Below are 18,408 nucleotides of genomic sequence, written 5' to 3'. Positions count from 1 at the left end.
GGAGGTGCGGTGTTTGTCCGCGGGTTCGTCGTGGCTGGTCGCGCAGTTCCCCGCGCCCCTTCGGGGCGGGGGGCGGCGGCTCCTGGGTGCGGGTCTTGGTCGGCTTCGGCTTCGGGGTGGCCGTGGCCGACTCCGTACGGCTGGGGGGACTGGCCGACACGGTGGTGGTCGCCGTCGCGGTCACCGTCTAAGTGACCGTGGGCGCGGCTTGGCGGGCTCCTTGTTCAGGGCCCCGCCCGAGACGGCGTCGGCTATCGCGAAGACGGCGAGAAGCGCGCAACTCTGGATGTCTCGAAGTCAGCCCCGGTGCAAGGGAGTTCGCTCGGCGGAACCGGCTGATCATAGCTAACCGCAAAGTAAGTTCCGCGATGCGGGCACCCCGTATGAATCATCTAGCCGAGCCGCGCCCACACCGTCTTGCCGACCTCCCGCTCCGCCACGCCCCACTCGCTCGCAAGCGCCGCCACGAGGAGCAGGCCCCGCCCCGACTCGTCCTCGGGGGTCGGCAGTTGAGGGTCCAGCGGCGGGCGACTCTCGGTGCGGCAATCGCTCACTTCGATGCGTACGACACCGTCCGCGCACGCAAGGCGCAGCTCGAAGTCACGGCCCGCGACCCGGCCGTGCGTCACCGCGTTCGCCGCCAGCTCGGCCACGATCTGCGCCACCGCCTCGGACAGTTCACTGCCGTACGGCACGCCCCACTCGTCGAGGTGGTACCTCGCCAGCCGTCTCGCGAGGCGAGCGCCTCGGGGCGTCGCGCTGAAACGCTGCGTGAACACACTTACGGAGGTGGCAGTTTGCGCTCGCTGTGGCATGGCGCCCACCGTGGCCTCGCGGCACGTCCCTCACCAGGACCCCAACTCGTACGCTCCGTATTTGTACGAGTGCGAAGTGTGGACAGTACGCGTAACCGACCGTGACCATGGGCGAGTTGGCGGGGACAGGTAAGCGAGCGTCAGGGGATACCCGTGATGTCGTCAAGTACGCAGGGCAGCAATGAGCCCGAACCGACTGATGGGCTCAAGGCCTTCGGCGCGGCGGTCAAGAGCTTCCGCAAGCGGGCCGGATTTACGCAGGAGGCACTGGCCCCCGAGATCGGCTACTCCACGCACTTCCTTGCATCGATCGAGCAGGGGAGGAGGTTTCCGCCACCGCGGTTCGTCGACCAGGCAGAGGCGGCCCTGGACGCGTTCGGCACGCTGCGGCTGATGGTGAATCAGCTTTCGCGGCAGCGGGGCTTGGCGTCGTGGTTCCGCCGCTGGGCCCAGCTTGAGCAGGAGGCGCTGAACCTCTACACGTATGAATGCCGGTTGATTCCGGGGCTGTTGCAGACGGAAGCGTATGCGCGGACGCTCTTCACCAATCAGCTTCCCCCACTGGGCGACGAACAGATCGAGGCCCAGCTCGCGGCGAGGCAGGAGCGGCAGAGGCTCCTGACGGAGCGGCCCAACACGGCGTACAGCTTCATCCTCGAAGAGCACTTGCTGCTGCGGCGGATGGGCGGGGAGGAGGTGACGCAAGGGCTCGTGGAGCACCTGCTGGGGCTGGCCGCGCGCAGGAACATCGAGCTTCAGATCGTGCCATTGGTGCGGAAGACCCATGCGGGCCTCGACGGCCCGATGCAGCTTTCGGAGACTCCGGACAACAAGTGGCTCGCGTACTGCGAGGGGCAGCGGGGCGGTCAGTTCATCTCTGACCCGCGAGAGATCAGCGTTCTCCAGACGCGGTATGCCAGGATGCGCTCGCAGGCTCTTACGCTGGAAGACTCGATGGGCCTGCTGCAGCGAATGCGAGGAGCGGAATGAGCACCAGCGAACTGTCCTGGTTCAAGAGCGGCTACAGCAGCGGATCTGGCGACGACTGCATCGAAGTAGCCCTGGCCTGGCGCAAGTCCACCTACAGCAGTGGCGGCGACGGCGACTGCGTAGAAATCGCCACCTGCCCCACCACCATCCACATCCGCGACTCCAAGAACCCCGAGGGCCCCCAACTCGCCCTCTCCCCCACCACCTGGCAGGCCTTCGTCAGCCTCGCCCGCACACAGGAGTAGCCAAGCAGTGAATCGCAACGACACTCCGCTGATACCGGACGCGGCGTGGCTGGAGGCACGGCTGGGTGAAGGCTCGCTCTGGCGGCCGGACGAGGCCGCGCTGCCGGTCGAGCTGACCGACGCCAGGTCGAGGGAGTTCCTGCTCAAGGTCGGCTTTCCCGCCGTCCGCCTCGATGCCATGGACATCGACACGACGCACCTGCGGGACAAGGACGGGCTTGAACCGTTCGACGCCGACGAGCTGTACGGGCGGCGCTACCCCGACGACGACTCCCCGCCCAAGAACTTCTGCTTCACCGCGGTCGTCGCGGGCGACCAGCAGCTGATGCTGGACGCGGACGACGGCGGCATCACCCACTACGACCCCAACGGCTGAGACCACGCGGACGGTTGGCAGGGACCGGCCGCCGATTCCCTGCCCCGCCTTGCCGTACTCCTGGGCGTGATCGCCGAGTTCAGCGACGCCCTGGAGTCGGACGACGACGCCGTACGCGCGGCTGCCGTCACCGATCTGCGTCAGCGCCTGATCGACCTGGACGGGAATGTGGACGACTCCAAGTTCTGGGACGAGCTCTTCGAGTACCTGGACTGAGCAGAACGGTGCCGGCGGCCGCCAGCACCGCGACGATCCCGCCGAGAACCATCACCACGGTGGTGGACCACGCGTCCACCACCGCCCCGCCCGCCAGCGCGCCGAATGCGAAGGTCGCCTGGAACGAGGACGTGAAGAGGACGGACGCCGCTTCGGGCGCGCGCGGTGCCGCCGTCACGAACCACGTCTGCGAGCAGACCGGCACGGCGCCATACGCGACGCCCCACACCAGCAGCAGCGCGAACGCACCCACCCTCCCCGTGCCGAGTACGGGCAGCAGCAGCGTCGCGGCGGCGAGGAGCGACGCGGCCACCGTGAACGTGGCGCGCAGCTCACGCCGTACCCACGCCCCCGCGAGGAAGTTGCCGAGGATGCCCGCGACGCCGTACGCCAGCAGGAACACGGTGATGAGCCGGGGGCCCGCATGCGTCACGTCCGCGAGGAACGGTGTGACGTAGGTGTACGTACCGAAGTGGGCCGTCACGATGAGGAACGTGGCCAGCAGGCCGACCCGCACGCGAGCCGTACCCAGCAGGTCCCTCAGCACGGTCAGCCGGGTGACCCGCTCCGGCGGCAGGGGCGGTACGGACACGACCAGCGCGACGAAAACGGCCAGGGTCAGTCCACCCATCGCGATGAACGCCGCGCGCCAGCCGGTGAGTTGACCCAGCAGCGTCCCCGCGGGAACCCCGAGCACGGAACCCAGTGGTACGGCGGAGAAGATCACGGCGGTCGCCCGTCCCGCCTGCGCCTCGGGGACCAGGCGGGCGGCGAGTCCGGCGCCGATGGACCAGAAGGCGCCGATGACGAGTCCGACGAGGACGCGGGAGACCAGCATCAGCCAGTACGCGGGCGCCGTCGCCGCGAGGAGGTTCGCCAGCGCGAGCACCAGCATCAAGGCACAGAGCATGCGCCGCCGGTCGACACGGCCGGTCGTGACCGTCACAGTCGGGGCGGCGACGGCGGCGAGGATGCCGGGCAGGGTCATCATCAGGCCCGACGTGCCGTCCGAGAGGGCGAAGGTGTCGCCGATGGGGGTCAGGAGGCCGATCGGCAGGATCTCGGTGGTGACGATGCAGAAGATCCCCATCGTCACGGAGAGGACGGCGGGCCAGCCGTTGAGCGGAGGGCGGGGAGCGGGAGCGGGTGCGCGAGCGGGTGCGGGCATGACGCCGAGTTCATCAGCGCCAACTGCCCCTGGTCTGGCATGAATTCGACGTCAATGCATCGACCGCAGCGGCAGCGCTCGGCTCAGCCTCTGCGCACCACCCGTATCCCCACCGCGTCCTGCTGCTCCACACCGCTGTCCGCCGCGAGGTGCAGGGGCACGAACACCACCGTCCAGTAGAAGCCGAACAGCCAGCGGCCGGCGAGCGGGAGGAGTCGGGGGCGGCCGCCGTCGGAGGCGCGGACGACGCGCAGGCCCGTCGTCAGCTTGCCGAGGCTCGCGCGGGTCGCGTGGGCCAGCAGGACGTGGTTCAGGAACGAGGAGCCGAGCAACGCGCCGAGCGCCGCGGCCCACACCGTCGGGGACTGCACATGGAGTTCGACCACCCCGTCGGCCGCCGTGACGCCGGTCGCCCCGGCGGCCGCAAGGCCGCACATCAGGGCGATGAGGACGTCGACGGTCGCGGCGGTGAGCCTGCGGGGCTGAGTGGCGGGCCGGGCGGGGGCGGCCGTGCGGGTGAGGTCTCGTTGCTGGGTGATCACGGTGCCCCAGCGTAAGCGTGGGCGGCGCGCCCTCAGTGCGTCGCCACCGGCTCCGTCGACGTCTCCGGCATCGCCGAGTTGATGCGAACGCGCCTGCGCCGCGTGCGGAGCCGTGTCCCCACGGGACAAGAACTCCGCACGCGGCTACTTCAGTGGGCCCCCGCTGCGGAAGACCCTTCGTGCACCCTCTGTTCGGCTATTTCTCCCCCGGCCTCCATTGGAGCCGTCACATCGTCGTCGTCCTTGCGGCCGCCGATGTGGTTGAAGACCAGGTTCAGGAGCACCGCGGCGACACAGCCCGTGGAGATGCCCGAGTCGAGGATGATCTTCGCGGTCTCCGGGAACGCGTGGTAGAACTCCGGCGCCGCGATCGGGATCAGGCCGACGGCCAACGAGACGGCGACGATCAGGACGTTGTTGTCCTTCTCCAGGTTCGCCTTGACCAGCGTCTGGATGCCGCTCGCCGCGACCGAGCCGAAGAGGACGACGCCCGCGCCGCCGAGCACCGGGCGGGGCACGACCGCGATCAGCGACGCCGCCATCGGGCACAGGCCCATCAGGACCAGGAAGCCGCCGCCCGCGGCGACGACGTACCGGCTGCGGATCTTGGTCATCGCGACCAGGCCGATGTTCTGCGCGAAGGCGCTGCACATGAAGCCGTTGAAGAGCGGGCTGATCGCCGAGCCGAGGGTGTCGGCGCGCAGACCGGCCGCGATGGTCTTCTCGTCGGCGGGGCGGTCCACGATCTCACCGAGGGCGAGCATGTCGGCGGTGGATTCGGTCATGGAGACCACCATGACCACGCACAGCGAGACGATCGCCGCCGCCGCGAACTGCGGGGCGCCGAAGTGGAACGGCGTGGGGAAGCCGACGATGTCCGCTTCGCCGACCGGGCTGAAGTCCGTGACGCCGAAGGGGATCGCGACGAGCGTGCCGACGACGAGGCCGAGCAGGACCGCGATCTGCTTGACGAAGCCGGTGGTGAAGCGGCGCAGGAGCAGGACGATCAGCAGGGTGATGCCGGCCAGGCCGAGGTTCTTCATCGAGCCGTAGTCGTCGGCGCCCGGCACCGGGCCCTGGGCCCAGCCGAAGGCCACCGGCATGAGTGAGATGCCGATGAGGGTGATGACGGTGCCGGTGACCACCGGCGGGAAGAAGCGGACCATCTTCGAGAAGAAGGGGGCCGCGATGAAGCCGAGGAGGCCCGCGACGATGACCGCGCCGAAGATGATCGGCAGCGCGTCGTCCTTGTCCTTGGTCGAGTCGACGACCGCGAGCATGGGGGCGACACCGGCGAACGTGACGCCGTTGACGAAGGGGAGGCGGGCGCCGATCTTCCAGATGCCGAGCGTCTGGAGGAAGGTCGCGAGTCCGGCGGTGAAGAGACACGCGCCGGTCAGGAACGTGAGCTCCTTGGCGGAGAGACCGATCGCGGCGCCGACGATCAGCGGCGGGGCGACGACACCCGCGTACATGGCGGCCACGTGCTGGAGGCCGGTGGTCGCCATCTTCAGGGGTGGGAGCTTTTCGTCTACTGGGTGTACGGGGGGTATGGACCCCTCATCGGAATCCGGGTCGGGGGTGGTGCCTTGCTTGGTGAACCTGGGCTGAGTGGCCACTGTGGCTCCTCCGGTTGTTTTCCAGTGCGTACGGGCTGTGCCGGCACTTCGCTTCTGGGAGGTGGTGCGTGGTGCAAGGACTTGCTCGGTATGAAGTTGTGGGTGGTGGTACCGGCGGGGCCGGTGGGGTACTGCGCCCAGGTAGTACTGACCGCCCCGGGAACGTGAAGCTTTGGGCCACGTTCCGGGGCGGCACTTGAACAGCCCGCTCGGCTGTTCAAGTCCGGTCAAGGGCCGTCCCCCCTGACCGGAGTTCCAGGTGTCAGCTCTCGGCGGAGATCCGCGCGAGGCGCTGTGCCTCCTCCCGCGTGGAGCGGGCGATGGCGTCCTCGTCGACGTGGAGCAGGCGGCCGTTCTCGACGACCGGCTTGCCGTTGACGAGGGAGAGCGTGACCGGGGCCGCCGCGCCGAAGACGATGGCGGTCACCGGGTCGGCGATCGAGGAGTGCCCGATGCCGTCGATCTTCCAGAGGACCAGGTCGGCGAGCTTGCCGGCCTCCAGGGAGCCGATCTGCGTGGCGCGGCCCAGGACTTGGGCGCCGCCGTACGTGCCCAGGCGCAGCGCCTGGCGCGCGTTCAGGGCGGCTTCGCGGTGCGCGCCGAGGCGGTTGATCAGGAGCGCGTTGCGCAGTTCGGTGTGGAGTTCGCCCGACTCGTTGGAGGCGGTGCCGTCGACGCCGAGGCCGACGGGGACGCCCGCCTTCAGCATGTCGGGTACGCGGGCGATGCCTGCCGCGAGGCGGGCGTTGGAGGACGGGCAGTGGGCGACGCCCGTGCCGGTGCGGGCGAAGGCCGCGATGTCGGAGTCGTTCATGTGGACGCAGTGCGCCATCCACACGTCGTCACCGAGCCAGCCCGTCGACTCGAAGTAGTCGGTGGGGCCCATGCCGAAGAGCTCGTGGCAGAACTTCTCCTCCTCGACCGTCTCACTGCCGTGGGTGTGCAGACGTACACCCAGGCGGCGGGCCAACTCGGCGCCCTGCTTCATGAGTTCGGTGGAGACCGAGAACGGCGAGCAGGGGGCGACGGCCACCTGCGTCATCGCGTCGAAGGACGCGTCGTGGTGCTTCTTGACGGTCTCCTCGGTGGCGGCGAGCGCGCCTTCGAGGGTCTCGACGGCGAAGTCCGGCGGCAGGCCGCCGTCCTTGACGCTGCGGTCCATGGAGCCGCGGGCGAGGGTGAAGCGGACGCCCATCTCGGAGGCGGCGCGGATGATCGAGCCCGACAGGTCGCCGGAGCCCTTCGGGAAGACGTAGTGGTGGTCCATGGCGGTGGTGACACCGCCGCGGGCCATCATCCCGAGGGAGCCCTGCGCGGCCGCGTACGTCATCTGCTCGTCGATGCGCGCCCACGTCGGGTAGAGCGCCACCAGCCAGTTGAAGAGGTTGTGGTCGGTGGCCAGGCCACGGGTGATCCACTGGTAGAAGTGGTGGTGCGTGTTGACCAGGCCGGGCGTGATGAGGTGGCCGGTGGCGTCGACACGGCGTACGACGTTCTCCAGACCCTCGGGGGCCTTGCCGGCGCCGATGGACTCGATCTTGTTGCCCGCGACGACGACGTACCCCGATGCGTACTCGGTGTCACTGGCGTCGACCGTCGCGATCGCGGCGTTCTCGATGACGATGCGCTCTACGGCGCCTTCGGGGGTTGCCGGTGCTGCCATGGTGCGTCTTCCTTCGTTGGTGAGTGGCGATGTGGGCACGGCATGACCCTAGGAAGATTTGAGTGCCGCGGCCGCGTGGCTACGGGTGCCGAGATGGTGAAAGAACAGGTTGAGCAGGACCGCTGTCAGCGCTCCCGCACTGATTCCGGAGCCCAGGACGGTCTGCGCCCAGGCCGGGAATTCGGCGTAGAAGGTGGGCGCGGCGAGCGGGATGATGCCCGCTCCGAGCGCGACGGCCACCAGGATGATGTTGGAGCTGTCGTCCAGGCCCGCCTCGGAGAGCGTGCGGATGCCGCTGACGGCGATGGAGCCGAAGAGGACGATGCCCGCGCCGCCGAGTACCGGCATGGGGACCACGTTGACGACCGCGCCGAGCACCGGGAAGGCGCCGAGCACAATGAGCGCGCCGCCCGCGACGGCCACGACATAGCGGCTGCGTACACGTGTCAGGGAGACCACGCCGACGTTCTGCGCAAAGGCCGAGGTCGGGAAGCCGCCGAAGACGGGTCCGACGAGGGTCGCGATGCCGTCGGTGCGCAGGCCGCGGGTGATGGTCTTGCCGTCGGTCTTGCGGTCGCAGATCTCGCCGAGGGCGAGCATCCCGGCCGCCGACTCGGTCATCAGGACCAGCATCACGATGCAGAGCGAGAGGATCGCTGCGGGCTGGAAGGTGGGGGCGCCCGCGGCGAAGGGGGTGGGCAGCGCGGCGAGCGGCGCGGACTGCACCGAGGTGAAGTCGGCCATCCCGAACGGGATCGCGGCGAGCGTTCCGATGAACATGCCTGCCAGCAGGGCGACTTGCTTGAGGAAGCCGCGTCCGAAGCGCTGGAAGAGCAGGATCACGACGAGCGTGAAGGCGGCGAGCGCCAGGTACTTCATGTCGCCGAAGGTCGGGTCCGTGTCGTCGCCGCCCTGCGCCCACTTCACGGGCACGGGCATCAGCGTGACGCCGATGAGCGTGATGACGACGCCGGTGACCAGCGGCGGGAAGAAGCGGAGCAGCCTGCCGAAGAAGGGGCCGATCGCGAGGCAGAAGACGCCCGCGACCATCACCGCGCCGTAGATCGCGGGGAGTTGGTCGCCTTTGGCGTTGGTCTCGGCGATGGCGAGGATCGGCGCGATGCCTGCGGAGGATGCCGCGTTGACGAACGGGAGCCGGTTGCCGACGAAGCCCTTGACGCCGAGCGTCTGCAGGATGGTGGCGAGACCGGCGATCAGCAGCCCTGCCGCGATGAGCCGGGTCTGGGCCACGGTGTCCAGGCCGCAGGCCTGACCGATGATCAGCGGAGGGGTGACGACACCCGCGTACATGGCGGCGATGTGCTGGAGCGCGGCGGGGACGAGCCGCGAGGGGTGAAGCTTCTCATCCACCGGGTGGCAGGCGGCAGTTGACCCGCCGTCGGTCATCTCCGATGGGGTGGTACACGGGCCTTTCGCCGGCCCCGATGCAGGCTGTGCCATTGCTGCTGTTCCCTCCGGTGTGGCGCGCCCCCGCCCACTGCGGTGCGGGGGCGCGCGTCCCGCGTCAGAGGTTGGTCATGTCGACCGGGATCTTCGGCTGGACGCCGTCCCTGAGAACCGTGGCCTCGATCAGGCCGTAGGGGCGGTCAGCCGCGAAGTAGACCTCGTTGTCGTTCTTCAGCCCGAAGGGCTCGAGGTCCACCAGGAAGTGGTGGTTGTTCGGCAGCGAGAAGCGGATCTCGTCGATCTCGCTCCGGCTGTTGATGACGCGCGAACCCATTTGGTAGAGGGTCTGCTGCAGCGAGAGGGAGTACGTCTCGGCGAAGGCCTGCAGGATGTGCTTCTTGGCCTGCTCGTACGACTTCTCCCAGTTGGGCATCCGGTCCGCGTCGCTGGTCCAGTTGTATCGCCAGGCGGCGGAGACGTCGGTGCACAGGATGCGGTCGTACGCCTCCTTCAGCGTCGTGTACTTGTCCTTGACGTAGCCCCAGAACTCCGAGTTGGTGGAGTTCATGACCGTGAGGTCCTTGAGCCCGGAGATGATCTCCCAGTTCTCACCGTCGAAGGTGATCTGGCTGGTGCGCAGCTCCTGGCCCTTGCGGGCGAAGGAGTGGTTGACCTCGTCCGAGCCGATGAACTTGGAGTTGTTGTCCGAGGTCGCGATGCGCTCCCAGGAGTACTCCTCGATCCGGATCCGAGCGCGGTGGATCGGCTCCTGCGACGTCACGAAGTGACGGGCGAGGTGGATGCCGAACTGCTCGGCGGACTCGATGCCGTGCTCCTTGGCGAACGCGAACACCGTGTTCTTGGTGGTGTCGGTCGGCAGGACGTTGGCGTTGGAGCCCGAGTAGTGCACGTCGTCCATGTCGCCGGAGAGGGCGACCGAGACGTTCAGGTCCTTGATGTGGTGGGTGTCGCCGTCCCGCGTGATCTTGACGACGCGGTTCTCTGCTTTGCCGTACTGGTTCTGGCCGAGAATCGTGGGCATGTCTGCTAGCTCCCTCGGTAAACGGAGTAGCCGAACGGGTTGAGCAGCAGCGGTACGTGATAGTGCTCGCCCGGCGTGACGGCGAATGTGATCGCCACCTCCGGGAAGAACGCACCGCTGTCCCTTACGCGGGGGGCGTCCTGCTGCGCCTCGGCTTGCTTCTTGGAACTGTGCTTATTTGAAAAGAAATACTCCTCGACCTCGAAGTCGAGTCGTACGTGGGTGGTGCCTTCCGGCAGGGCCGGGAGGTCCTTGCAGCGCCCGTCCGCGTCGGTCGCGGAGCCGCCGAGCGTCACCCATTCCGCGTTCCGGCCGCTGCGGGCCGTGAGCGTGATGGCGACACCCTCTGCGGGGCGTCCGACGCTGGTGTCCAGGATGTGCGTGGACACCGAGGCGGTGGTTTCCGTGCTCATGCGTTCTCTTCCTCCACGAGGCGGGTCAGCCGGATGCGGTTGATCTTGCCAAGCTCGGTGCGGACGATGTCGCGCTCCTGCTCGGCGGTGTTGCCGATCCGGGTCTTCACCGCATCGCGCATCTGCTCACCGGTCGCCCCGGTGGCGCAGATCAGAAAGACATGACCGAACTTCTCCTGGTAGGCCAGGTTCAGTTCGAGCATTTCGGCCTTGAGCTCTTCGGAGGCCCCCGCCATGCCCCGCTGTTCGCGGGACGAGGTGGGGTCGCCGGGCTTCGGGCGGCCGATCGGCGGGTGCCCCGCCATCGCCTCGGCCAGATCCTTGTCGGCCAGTTCGGCCGTGGCGGCGTCACTGGCGGCGAAGAGGGCTTCGACGGTGGAGAAGGGGCGCTGGGAAAGCAATGTGCTTCCCCAGGCCGAAGAGGCACAGACCTCGTGGAGGGCGGCGGTTGCCGCGCTCTCCGTCAAGGCGTTGAACCGGGCGAGACCCGGTGTCGTACTCGAAGTCACGGGGAGCCTCCGTGGCCTTGTGCTGGACGGGCTGCGGATAGCTAACGCCAGCTGAAACACCACGTCAACACTTTGTTGAAAACTTCGCGTTACAGAAAACCGCCGTCCGGTATCCGGACGGCGGCCTCGGTAGTAGACCTCACGCGGTGGTTGACCTGGGGTTCCTCGAACCGCCGGGGCTCAGGTTGAGCGGTTCAAGTAGTTGTAGACGGTGAAACGGCTGACGCCGAGCGCGCCGGCCACCGTCTCCACGCCATGCCGTACGGCGAAGGCGCCACGCGCCTCGAGTATCCGTACGACCTCCTGCTTGGCCTTGCGGTCGAGCTCGGACAGGGGCATGCCCCGCTTGCGCTCCAGGGCCAGCAGGATGTGGTCGAGGGAGTCCGCCAGCTGCGGAAGGCGTACGGCGACCACGTCCTGCCCCTCCCAGGCGAGCACGACGTCGTCGGCGCCCGCCTGGGACGGCGGCACCATCTCACCGCCCATGGCGTCCACGAGCGGCTTGACGGCGGCCACGAAGGGGTCGTGGTCGTCTCTGGACCCGGTCATCCGGCGGCCTCCCCCGACTCTCCGAGCACGTTCACCTGGAGCGAGACGCGGGTGGCGCCCGCCGCCAGGGCCTTGCGCAGCAGGGCGTCGACGGCGGTCAGGACCTCGTCGGCACCACCCTCCGCGGTGTTGCCGAACGGACCCACGTCCACGGCGTCGAGATCGGCTCCCTGAATGACCTCGCGGGCCACCACCGCATGGGGCGGGGCCTCGTCCAGGTCGAACGGTTCGGTCGTGAACTCCACTCTCAATCGCACGGGCTCAACCTACTGCCGTGTTTCCGATTTCCGGGAGGCCCCTCTTGACAAGGGCGGAGCCTCGACGGCAATCTTCCATCAGACAGAAATTAACTTCCGCAATACGGAAGGAGCGCGGAAGCCCCATGGGATACTCCGACCAGCGCTTCAATGTGAACCTGTCGATCCTCTTCACGGAACTCCCGCTCCTGGAGCGCCCCGCGGCCGCCGCCGCGGCGGGCTTCACAGCGGTCGAGCTGTGGTGGCCCTGGGTCGACGCCCCCACCCCCGAGCAGTCCGAGCTCGACGCCCTGCGGGCCGCGATCACGGACGCCGGCGTACAGCTGGTGGGCCTGAACTTCTACGCCGGGCAGCTGCCCGGTCCCGACCGGGGCGCGCTGTCGATCCCGGGCGAGGAGAGCGAGAAGTTCCGCGCGAACCTCGCCGTCGCGGCGGACTTCGCCGAGTCCCTCGGGTGCAAGGCGCTCAACGCGCTGTACGGCAACCGGGTGGAGGGCGTGGACCCCGCCGTCCAGGACGAACTCGCCCTGGAGAACCTGGCGTTGGCGGCCAGGGAGGCCGACCGGGTCGGTGCGATCCTCTTGATCGAGGCGCTCAACAAGCCCGAGTCGCCGCTCTGCCCGATCGTCAGCGCGCCTGCGGCGATCGCCGTGGTGGACAAGGTGAATGCCCTTACCGGGCTCGGTAACGCGAAGTTCCTCATGGACCTTTACCACCTGTCCATGAACGGTGAGGACCTGCCTGCCGTCGTCGAGCAGTACGTCGCTCAGACCGGGCATGTGCAGATCGCGGACAACCCTGGCCGTGGGGCTCCGGGGACGGGGTCGCTGCCGCTGGAGGAGCTGCTGGATCAGCTCCGTAAGGCCGGTTACGAGGGGTATGTCGGGCTGGAGTACAAGGCTGGCGACCGTCCTAGCTCTGAGGCTTTCGGCTGGCTCGCCGTCTCGGACTAGGCCGCCGCTTCGCGGCGGATCTTTCCCGCCCACCCACCCGAGCACCCCGCAGCCCGTTCATCTGTACTCAGAAAGGCTTCACCATGAGCAACCTTCCCAAGATCGCGTGGATCGGACTCGGCATCATGGGGTCCCCCATGTCCGAGAACCTGATCAAGGCTGGTTACTCCGTCACCGGCTTCACCCTTGAGCAGGACAAGCTGGACCGGCTCAGCGCCGCCGGCGGCTCCGCCGCCACCTCGATCGCCGAGGCCGTCAAGGACGCCGACGTCATCGTCACGATGGTGCCCGCGTCCCCGCAGGTCGAGGCCATCGCGTACGGCGAGAACGGCATCCTGGAGAACGCGAGGTCCGGCGCGCTGATCGTCGACATGTCGTCGATCACCCCGCAGACCTCCGTGGACCTGGCCAAGGCCGCCAAGGACAAGGGCATCCGCGTCCTGGACGCCCCGGTGTCCGGTGGCGAGGCCGGTGCCATCGAGGCCGTGCTGTCGATCATGGTCGGCGGCGAGAAGGCCGACTTCGACGAGGCCAAGCCGCTCCTGGACGCCCTCGGCAAGACCATCGTGCTGTGCGGTCCGCACGGCTCGGGTCAGACCGTGAAGGCCGCCAACCAGCTGATCGTCGCCGTGAACATCCAGGCGTGCGCCGAGGCCGTGGTCTTCCTGGAGAAGTCGGGCGTGGACCTGACCGCCGCGCTCGACGTCCTGAACGGGGGGCTCGCGGGCTCGACCGTGCTGACCCGCAAGAAGGACAACTTCCTGAACCGCGACTTCAAGCCCGGTTTCCGGATCGACCTGCACCACAAGGACATGGGCATCGTCACCGACGCCGCCCGCAATGTCGGTGCCGCGCTGCCCGTCGGCGCCGTGGTCGCCCAGCTGGTCGCCTCCCTGCGCGCGCAGGGCGACGGCGGCCTCGACCACTCCGCCCTGCTGCGCTCCGTGGAGCGTCTGTCGGGCGCCGAGCTCTAAGAGCTCAACCAAACTTCCGGGCCGTGGCGGCGCTGACACCTGTCCTGTCGCGCCCAGGCGTCGCCACGGCCCGGAACCATAACCTCAACTTCAACAAACTGTTGACGTAGCTGTTCAGGCGTACTTACGCTCGCGTCACCTCAGCAGTTCCCGCACGGAAGGCCCACCCGACACATGTCGAAGCGCGTGCTTACGACCGAGTCCGGCGCTCCTGTCGCCGACAACCAGAACTCCGCCACCGCCGGCGTCGGTGGCCCGCTTCTCCTCCAGGACCAGCACCTGCTCGAGAAGCTCGCCCGCTTCAACCGGGAGCGCATCCCGGAGCGCGTGGTGCACGCCCGCGGTTCCGGCGCGTACGGCTACTTCGAGGTGACGGACGACGTCACCGCGTACACCTCGGCCGACTTCCTGAACACGGTCGGCAAGCGCACCGAGACGTTCCTGCGCTTCTCCACGGTGGCCGACAACCTCGGTGGCGCGGACGCGGTACGTGACCCGCGCGGCTTCGCGCTGAAGTTCTACACCGAGGACGGGAACTACGACCTCGTCGGCAACAACACCCCGGTGTTCTTCATCAAGGACCCGATCAAGTTCCCCGACTTCATCCACTCCCAGAAGCGCGACCCGTTCACGGGCAAGCAGGAGGCGGACAACGTCTGGGACTTCTGGGCGCACGCCCCCGAGGCGACGCACCAGATCACCTGGCTGATGGGCGACCGCGGCATCCCCGCCTCGTACCGCCACATGAACGGCTACGGCTCGCACACCTACCAGTGGACGAACGCCCAGGGCGAGGCCTTCTTCGTCAAGTACCACTTCAAGACGAACCAGGGCATCCGCAGCCTCTCCTCGGAGCAGGGCGCCGAGATCGCGGGCAAGGACGCGAACTCGCACCAGACGGACCTCCTCCAGGCCATCGAGCGCGGCGTGAACCCGTCCTGGACGCTGCACGTGCAGATCATGCCGGCGGCCGAAGCGGCGGAGTACCGCTTCAACCCGTTCGACCTCACCAAGGTGTGGCCGCACAAGGACTACCCGCTGCAGCGCGTGGGCCGTCTTGTCCTCGACCGCAACCCGGACAACGTGTTCGCGGAGGTGGAGCAGGCAGCCTTCTCCCCGAACAACTTCGTCCCGGGCATCGGTCCTTCGCCGGACAAGATGCTCCAGGGCCGTCTGTTCGCCTACGCGGACGCGCACCGCTACCGCCTGGGCGTCAACCACACCCAGCTCGCGGTGAACGCGCCGAAGGCGACCAAGGCCGACAACTACGGCCGCGACGGTCTGATGGCGTCCAACGCGTACGGCCGTGACCGCAAGAACTACGAGCCCAACTCGTACGACGGCCCCGCCGAGACGGGCCAGGCCCTGTCGGCCCCGCTCGCCATCAACGGCTACACGGGCACGCACGAGGCCCCGGCCCACACCAAGGACGACGACTTCTTCCAGGCGGGCGAGCTGTACCGCCTGATGTCGGAGGAGGAGAAGTCCCGTCTGGTGGCGAACATCGCCGGCGGCCTCTCGCAGGTCTCCCGCGACGACGTCATCGAGAAGAACCTGGCCCACTTCCACGCCGCCGACGCCGACTACGGCAAGCGCGTGGAGGAGGCGGTCCGCGCCCTGCGCGAGGACTAGAACTCCCCAGCTGCGTCAGGGGTATGACGGGAGGTCATTCCCCTGACGCGACGCCCGCACCGTCACGGACCCGGATGAGGGGTGGTCCCGTGGTAAGCGGGCAGTCCGCGGTGGCTCTGCGAGCCAGTGCGGTGGTAAAGGTCAGGCGGCTCCCTTCTCGACCTGAGGGAAGGAAGCCCGCCCGTCCATTCGCAGCCACCGCGGACCAATGACTCCGTCCGGCTGCGCGTATGCATGTTCCGCCAGTCGCGCGCGGTCGGACGGCTACAACCTCCCAGGCTGAGCGCCGGGTTAGGGACGGTCCCCTAACCCGGCGCTCTTTTGCGACCTGGGGGGCGCCCCGAAGGGGCGCGGGGAACTGCGCGAGCAACCGAGACGAACCCGCAGTCAGCAACACACAGGCCCCTAACGGACCTTGTCGCCCGCCTCCAGAGCCGCGATCATCCGCTCAAGCCGCGCAGCTCTCGTCGCCGCCTTCTTCGCCGTCATAAGCCGGTGCAACACCACGTATCGCTCGGATTTGGTGAGGCCATCGAACGTCTCGCGAGCCCCAGGGGTGGCGTCCAACGCCGCCGTCAGGTCATCCGGGACCGTGGCGTTGGCCTGCGACTCGTATGCCGCGTCCCACCGCCCGTCCGCCCGCGCCAGAGCGACCTCCGCGAGGCCCGGTTCGCGCATACGGCCCTCCGCGGTCAATTCCGCGACCCGGTCGACGTTGACCTTCGACCACAGGCTGCCCCGCCGGCGAGGCGTGATCTTCTGCAGGTAGTAGACGTCGTCGTACGACTTGCGATGGCCGGTGATCCAACCGAAGCAGAGCGCCGCGTCGTTGACCTCCGCGGCCGTCACCGAGGCCACCCCCGAGCCCTTCTTGGCGAGCTTGACCCAGACGCCCGGAGAGCCGGCGTGGTCCTCGTCCAGCCAGGCCTCCAACTCGGCCCGGTCCGTGCAGGTCATGACCTTCAGATCAGCGAGCGATTCCATCCGCCCAAGGTAGTTCGCGCCTATGACAAAGGGGCGGTCCACCCCCCACGGGTGAACCGCCCCTGTCAGAGCTCAGCGCAGTGTCACATCACACCTTCAGCGGCCGGATGGCCGTCGGCGCGTGGCCCGGCTCCGTGGCCAGCTCCTCGAACTCCTTGACCGCGCTGATGTCGGCCGTGGGGCTCATGGCGATGTTCGTGATGCGCTCCAGGATCGCCTCGACGACGACCGGCACCTGGTGCTCCTGAGCCAGCTTCTTGGCTTCCTCGAAGGCCGCGGCAAGGTCGTTCGGGTCGGTGACCCGGATCGCCTTGCAGCCCAGGCCCTCGGCGACCTTGACGTGGTCGACGCCGTAGACGCCCAGCTCGGGGCTGTTCTGGTTCTCGAACTCCAGGTTGACCTGGAAGTTGATCTCCAGGCCGATCTGCGCCTGGCGGATCAGGCCCAGGTAGGCGTTGTTCACCAGGACGTGGACGTACGGGATGCGGTGCTGCGCGCCGACCGCCAGCTCCTCGATCATGAACTGGAAGTCGTAGTCGCCGGACAGGGCGACGACCGGGGTGTCCGGGTCGGCGGTGGCGACACCGAGCGCGGCCGGGATCGTCCAGCCGAGCGGGCCCGCCTGGCCGCAGTTGATCCAGTGGCGCGGCTTGTAGACGTGCAGCATCTGGGCGCCCGCGATCTGCGAGAGGCCGATGGTGGTGACGTACCGCGTCTCCGGGCCGAAGGCCTTGTTCATCTCCTCGTAGACGCGCTGCGGCTTCATGGGGATGTTGTCGAAGTGCGTACGGCGCTGCAGCGTCTCCTTGCGCTCCAGGTGGGAGGCGACCCACTCGGAACGGTCGGGGAGCTTGCCGGCGGCCTTGAGCTCCTTGGCGACCTCGACGAAGAGTTCGAGGGCGGCCTTGGCGTCGGATGCGATGCCGTAGTCCGGGGCGAAGATCTTGCCGATCTGGGTCGGCTCGATGTCGACGTGCACGAACTTGCGGCCCTGGGTGTAGACGTCGAGGGCGTAGCCGGTGTGACGGTTGGCCCAGCGGTTGCCGATGCCCAGGACGAAGTCCGACTCCAGGAACGTGGCGTTGCCGTAGCGGTGGCCGGTCTGCTGGCCGACCATGCCGGCGTTCAGGTCGTGGTCGTCGGGGATGGTGCCCCAGCCCATGAGGGTCGGCACGACCGGGGTGTTGGTGAGCTCGGCGAACTCGACCAGCAGGTCGGAGGCGTCGGCGTTGATGATGCCGCCGCCGGCGACGATCAGCGGGCGCTCGGACTCGACCAGGAAGGTGATCGCCTTCTCGATCTGGGCGCGGGTCGCGGACGGCTTGTAGACCGGCAGCGGCTCGTACGTCTCCGGGTCGAACTCGATCTCGGTCTGCTGGACGTCGATGGGCAGGTCGATCAGGACCGGGCCCGGACGGCCGGAGCGCATCAGGTGGAAGGCCTGCTGGAAGATGCCGGGGACCTGCGCGGCCTCCAGGACGGTGACGGCCATCTTCGTGACCGACGTGGCGATCGTCGCGATGTCGACCGCCTGGAAGTCCTCCTTGTGGAGCAGGTGCGTCGGCGCCTGGCCCGTGATGCAGAGGATCGGGATCGAGTCACCGGTCGCCGAGTACAGGCCGGTGATCATGTCGGTGCCCGCAGGACCCGACGTGCCGATGCAGACACCGATGTTGCCCGGGTTGGCCCGGGTGTAGCCCTCGGCCATGTGCGAGGCGCCCTCGACGTGGCGGGCGAGCGTGTGGTCGATGCCACCGCCCTCCTTGAGCGCCTTGTAGAAGGGGTTGATCGCGGCGCCCGGCACACCGAACGCGTTGACGACGCCTTCGCGCTTGAGGATCTCAACTGCCGCGCGGGCAGCGGTCATACGAGCCATGGGGTTCTCCTGCTTCGACAACAGCTTCGACAGCTTCGACGGCCTTTCGGCCCCCGTGTACGGCTGGCGGTTTCGGCTCCCGGCGCGCCCCGCGGTGAGCTTCGGTTTCCGCATTGTGGAAATTATGTTCTGCTATATGGAAGCAATGTAGGGGGGCGCGACGGAGACCGTCAAGAGA

19 protein-coding genes are annotated in these 18,408 nt (G+C 68.2%); 6 read left to right on the top strand and 13 right to left on the bottom strand.

What is annotated here, in order from left to right; genetic code table 11:
• Positions 1–392: 392 nt before the first annotated feature.
• Positions 393–815, bottom strand: a complete 423-nt coding sequence (locus OG453_RS30775) for an ATP-binding protein (RefSeq protein ID WP_266871830.1) — start codon at positions 813–815, stop codon at positions 393–395.
• A 156-nt stretch (positions 816–971) separates the two neighbouring features.
• On the opposite strand from OG453_RS30775, the gene OG453_RS30770 reads away from it, so the two are divergent.
• From OG453_RS30770 to OG453_RS30760, 3 genes are read left to right on the top strand one after another with little or no spacing between them, the layout of a single operon-like run.
• Positions 972–1,805, top strand: coding sequence for a helix-turn-helix transcriptional regulator (locus OG453_RS30770; protein WP_266871829.1), 834 nt, complete (start codon positions 972–974; stop codon positions 1,803–1,805).
• Positions 1,802–2,050, top strand: coding sequence for a DUF397 domain-containing protein (locus tag OG453_RS30765; RefSeq protein ID WP_266871828.1), 249 nt, complete (start codon positions 1,802–1,804; stop codon positions 2,048–2,050). Before OG453_RS30770 ends, OG453_RS30765 begins: the two co-directional genes overlap by 4 nt.
• A 7-nt stretch (positions 2,051–2,057) precedes the next feature.
• The gene (locus OG453_RS30760) at positions 2,058–2,426 is read left to right on the top strand and encodes a hypothetical protein (protein WP_266871827.1); all 369 of its coding nucleotides are present in this window, start codon (positions 2,058–2,060) and stop codon (positions 2,424–2,426) included.
• Between the two features lie 127 nt (positions 2,427–2,553).
• Here the strand turns inward: OG453_RS30760 and OG453_RS30755 are convergent, their stop codons facing one another.
• The 10 genes from OG453_RS30755 to OG453_RS30710 all read right to left on the bottom strand — a co-directional run bounded on the left by OG453_RS30755 (position 2,554) and on the right by OG453_RS30710 (position 11,811).
• The gene (locus OG453_RS30755) at positions 2,554–3,810 is read right to left on the bottom strand and encodes an MFS transporter (protein ID WP_266871826.1); all 1,257 of its coding nucleotides are present in this window, start codon (positions 3,808–3,810) and stop codon (positions 2,554–2,556) included.
• Between the two features lie 83 nt (positions 3,811–3,893).
• Positions 3,894–4,352: an RDD family protein gene (locus OG453_RS30750; protein ID WP_266871825.1), complete on the bottom strand. Its 459-nt coding sequence runs from the start codon at positions 4,350–4,352 to the stop codon at positions 3,894–3,896.
• Positions 4,353–4,501: 149 nt separating this feature from the next.
• The gene (locus OG453_RS30745; RefSeq protein ID WP_266871824.1) at positions 4,502–5,860 is read right to left on the bottom strand and encodes a nucleobase:cation symporter-2 family protein; all 1,359 of its coding nucleotides are present in this window, start codon (positions 5,858–5,860) and stop codon (positions 4,502–4,504) included.
• 373 nt (positions 5,861–6,233) lie between these two features.
• Positions 6,234–7,634, bottom strand: a complete 1,401-nt coding sequence (locus OG453_RS30740; protein WP_266871823.1) for an 8-oxoguanine deaminase — start codon at positions 7,632–7,634, stop codon at positions 6,234–6,236.
• Positions 7,635–7,682: 48 nt separating this feature from the next.
• Positions 7,683–9,095 (bottom strand): nucleobase:cation symporter-2 family protein, encoded by a 1,413-nt coding sequence (locus OG453_RS30735; protein ID WP_266871822.1) that lies wholly within the window; start codon positions 9,093–9,095, stop codon positions 7,683–7,685.
• 64 nt (positions 9,096–9,159) lie between these two features.
• Positions 9,160–10,083 (bottom strand): factor-independent urate hydroxylase, encoded by a 924-nt coding sequence (pucL, locus tag OG453_RS30730; RefSeq protein ID WP_135333754.1) that lies wholly within the window; start codon positions 10,081–10,083, stop codon positions 9,160–9,162.
• Positions 10,084–10,088: 5 nt separating this feature from the next.
• Positions 10,089–10,496, bottom strand: a complete 408-nt coding sequence (uraH, locus tag OG453_RS30725) for a hydroxyisourate hydrolase (RefSeq protein ID WP_266871821.1) — start codon at positions 10,494–10,496, stop codon at positions 10,089–10,091.
• Positions 10,493–11,005, bottom strand: coding sequence for a 2-oxo-4-hydroxy-4-carboxy-5-ureidoimidazoline decarboxylase (gene uraD / locus OG453_RS30720; RefSeq protein WP_266871820.1), 513 nt, complete (start codon positions 11,003–11,005; stop codon positions 10,493–10,495). The genes uraH and uraD overlap by 4 nt, the downstream gene beginning before the upstream one ends.
• 180 nt (positions 11,006–11,185) lie before the next feature.
• Positions 11,186–11,554, bottom strand: a complete 369-nt coding sequence (locus tag OG453_RS30715; protein WP_266871819.1) for a helix-turn-helix domain-containing protein — start codon at positions 11,552–11,554, stop codon at positions 11,186–11,188.
• A complete protein-coding gene (locus tag OG453_RS30710; RefSeq protein WP_266871818.1) occupies positions 11,551–11,811 on the bottom strand; it encodes a hypothetical protein in 261 nt (86 codons plus the stop codon). Before OG453_RS30710 ends, OG453_RS30715 begins: the two co-directional genes overlap by 4 nt.
• 125 nt (positions 11,812–11,936) lie before the next feature.
• Between OG453_RS30710 and OG453_RS30705 the strand changes: the two genes are divergently transcribed.
• The 3 genes from OG453_RS30705 to OG453_RS30695 all read left to right on the top strand — a co-directional run bounded on the left by OG453_RS30705 (position 11,937) and on the right by OG453_RS30695 (position 15,370).
• Positions 11,937–12,764, top strand: coding sequence for a TIM barrel protein (locus OG453_RS30705; RefSeq protein ID WP_266871817.1), 828 nt, complete (start codon positions 11,937–11,939; stop codon positions 12,762–12,764).
• Positions 12,765–12,847: 83 nt separating this feature from the next.
• Positions 12,848–13,738: a 2-hydroxy-3-oxopropionate reductase gene (locus tag OG453_RS30700; protein ID WP_266871816.1), complete on the top strand. Its 891-nt coding sequence runs from the start codon at positions 12,848–12,850 to the stop codon at positions 13,736–13,738.
• A gap of 174 nt (positions 13,739–13,912) precedes the next feature.
• Entirely contained in the window at positions 13,913–15,370 is a 1,458-nt protein-coding gene (locus OG453_RS30695) for a catalase (protein WP_266871815.1), read from the top strand.
• Between the two features lie 405 nt (positions 15,371–15,775).
• Here the strand turns inward: OG453_RS30695 and OG453_RS30690 are convergent, their stop codons facing one another.
• Both OG453_RS30690 and gcl read right to left on the bottom strand, forming a co-directional pair.
• The gene (locus OG453_RS30690) at positions 15,776–16,354 is read right to left on the bottom strand and encodes a YdeI family protein (protein ID WP_266871814.1); all 579 of its coding nucleotides are present in this window, start codon (positions 16,352–16,354) and stop codon (positions 15,776–15,778) included.
• 88 nt (positions 16,355–16,442) lie between these two features.
• Positions 16,443–18,221 (bottom strand): glyoxylate carboligase, encoded by a 1,779-nt coding sequence (gcl, locus tag OG453_RS30685; protein WP_266873184.1) that lies wholly within the window; start codon positions 18,219–18,221, stop codon positions 16,443–16,445.
• Between the last annotated feature and the right edge of the window lie 187 nt (positions 18,222–18,408).

This window comes from Streptomyces sp. NBC_01381, from assembly GCF_026340305.1.
Classification (GTDB): domain Bacteria; phylum Actinomycetota; class Actinomycetes; order Streptomycetales; family Streptomycetaceae; genus Streptomyces.
Note: the sequence above shows the minus strand (reverse complement) of the source record. Positions and strands in the feature narration are given on the sequence as shown.

Excerpts from the sequence above, each read along its gene's own strand:
- OG453_RS30775 (WP_266871830.1), bottom strand. The coding sequence starts at position 815 with ATGCCACAGCGAGCGCAAACTGCCACCTCCGTAAGTGTGTTCACGCAG.
- OG453_RS30770 (WP_266871829.1), top strand. The coding sequence starts at position 972 with ATGTCGTCAAGTACGCAGGGCAGCAATGAGCCCGAACCGACTGATGGG.
- OG453_RS30765 (WP_266871828.1), top strand. The coding sequence starts at position 1,802 with ATGAGCACCAGCGAACTGTCCTGGTTCAAGAGCGGCTACAGCAGCGGA.
- OG453_RS30755 (WP_266871826.1), bottom strand. The coding sequence starts at position 3,810 with ATGCCCGCACCCGCTCGCGCACCCGCTCCCGCTCCCCGCCCTCCGCTC.
- OG453_RS30745 (WP_266871824.1), bottom strand. The coding sequence starts at position 5,860 with ATGGCGACCACCGGCCTCCAGCACGTGGCCGCCATGTACGCGGGTGTC.
- OG453_RS30740 (WP_266871823.1), bottom strand. The coding sequence starts at position 7,634 with ATGGCAGCACCGGCAACCCCCGAAGGCGCCGTAGAGCGCATCGTCATC.
- OG453_RS30735 (WP_266871822.1), bottom strand. The coding sequence starts at position 9,095 with ATGGCACAGCCTGCATCGGGGCCGGCGAAAGGCCCGTGTACCACCCCA.
- pucL (WP_135333754.1), bottom strand. The coding sequence starts at position 10,083 with ATGCCCACGATTCTCGGCCAGAACCAGTACGGCAAAGCAGAGAACCGC.
- uraH (WP_266871821.1), bottom strand. The coding sequence starts at position 10,496 with ATGAGCACGGAAACCACCGCCTCGGTGTCCACGCACATCCTGGACACC.
- OG453_RS30715 (WP_266871819.1), bottom strand. The coding sequence starts at position 11,554 with ATGACCGGGTCCAGAGACGACCACGACCCCTTCGTGGCCGCCGTCAAG.
- OG453_RS30705 (WP_266871817.1), top strand. The coding sequence starts at position 11,937 with ATGGGATACTCCGACCAGCGCTTCAATGTGAACCTGTCGATCCTCTTC.
- OG453_RS30700 (WP_266871816.1), top strand. The coding sequence starts at position 12,848 with ATGAGCAACCTTCCCAAGATCGCGTGGATCGGACTCGGCATCATGGGG.
- OG453_RS30695 (WP_266871815.1), top strand. The coding sequence starts at position 13,913 with ATGTCGAAGCGCGTGCTTACGACCGAGTCCGGCGCTCCTGTCGCCGAC.
- OG453_RS30690 (WP_266871814.1), bottom strand. The coding sequence starts at position 16,354 with ATGGAATCGCTCGCTGATCTGAAGGTCATGACCTGCACGGACCGGGCC.
- gcl (WP_266873184.1), bottom strand. The coding sequence starts at position 18,221 with ATGACCGCTGCCCGCGCGGCAGTTGAGATCCTCAAGCGCGAAGGCGTC.